We start from the raw sequence: 1,182 nt of genomic DNA on the forward strand, positions 1-1,182 counted from the left end.
GCGATGCGGTATGGGGTGTTGCCGCGGACGTTGCATGTGGATGCGCCGTCGTCGCATGTGGACTGGTCGGCTGGTGCGGTGGAGTTGCTGACCGAATCTCGGTCGTGGCCTCGGGTGGAGCGGCCGTGGCGGGCGGGGGTGTCGTCGTTCGGGATCAGCGGCACCAACGCCCACGTGATCATCGAACAAGGACCGGAGGCCGAAACCGAGGAGGCGCCGCAGGGACCGGAGACTCCGCGGAGCGAAGCCGAGCCGGGTGTGGTGCCGGTGCTGGTGTCGGGCCGGTCGGTGGAGGCGTTGCGGGCGCAGGCCGAGCGGTTGGCGTCGTTCCTGGAGGGCGAGCCTGGGCTGGGGCTGGCCGACACGGCGTTCTCGCTGGCGACGACGCGGTCGGCGTTCGAGCATCGGGCGGTGGTGCTGGCCGATGGCCGTGACGGGGTGCTGGCCGGGCTGGGTGCGCTGGCCGATGACCGTCCGGGTGCCGGTGTGGTGCGCGGGACGGCGGGGCCGGAGCCGCGGCTGGCGGTGTTGTTCACCGGTCAGGGCAGCCAGCGGGTGGGGATGGGCCGGGAGCTGTACGAGCGGTTCCCGGTGTTCGCGCAGGCGTTGGACGCGGTGCTGGAGCAGTTGGACGGGGAGTTGGCCGGGCGGCCGGGCGGCGAGTCGGCCAAGCGGGCGGGCTGTTCGGTGCGTGAGGTGCTGTTCGCTGAGCCGGGTTCGGGTGAGGCGGGGTTGCTGGATCGGACGGGGTGGGCGCAGCCGGTGTTGTTCGCGGTGGAGACGGCGCTGTTCCGGCTGGTGGAGTCGTGGGGGCTGCGGCCGGATGTGCTGGCGGGCCACTCGATCGGGGAGATCACCGCTGCCCATGTGGCCGGGGTGTTGTCCCTGAAGGATGCGTGTGTGCTGGTGGCCGCGCGGGGTCGGTTGATGCAGGCGTTGCCGTCGGGTGGGGCGATGGTGGCGGTGCAGGCCGCCGAGGAGGAGGTCGCCGAGCTGCTGGCCGGGCGCGAGGGTGAGGTGTCGATCGCGGCGGTGAACGGTCCGTCCTCGGTGGTGATCTCCGGTGTGGAGGAGCCGGTGCTCGGGATCGTCGCGGTGCTGGAGGAGCGGGGGGTGCGGACGAAGCGGTTGCGGGTGTCGCATGCGTTCCATTCGCCGTTGATGGAGCCGATGCTGGAGGAC

Annotated in this window: 1 protein-coding gene; it reads left to right on the forward strand. The window is 72.0% G+C overall.

Annotated elements, in window-relative coordinates:
- Nucleotides 1-3 precede the first annotated feature (3 nt).
- The coding region (locus tag ABZU75_RS46490; RefSeq protein WP_355570028.1) for an acyltransferase domain-containing protein at nt 4-1,182 on the forward strand (1,179 nt) is incomplete at its 3' end.

It is taken from the genome of Streptosporangium sp. NPDC005286 (genome assembly GCF_040607515.1).
In the GTDB taxonomy this organism is placed as follows: Bacteria; Actinomycetota; Actinomycetes; order Streptosporangiales; family Streptosporangiaceae; genus Streptosporangium.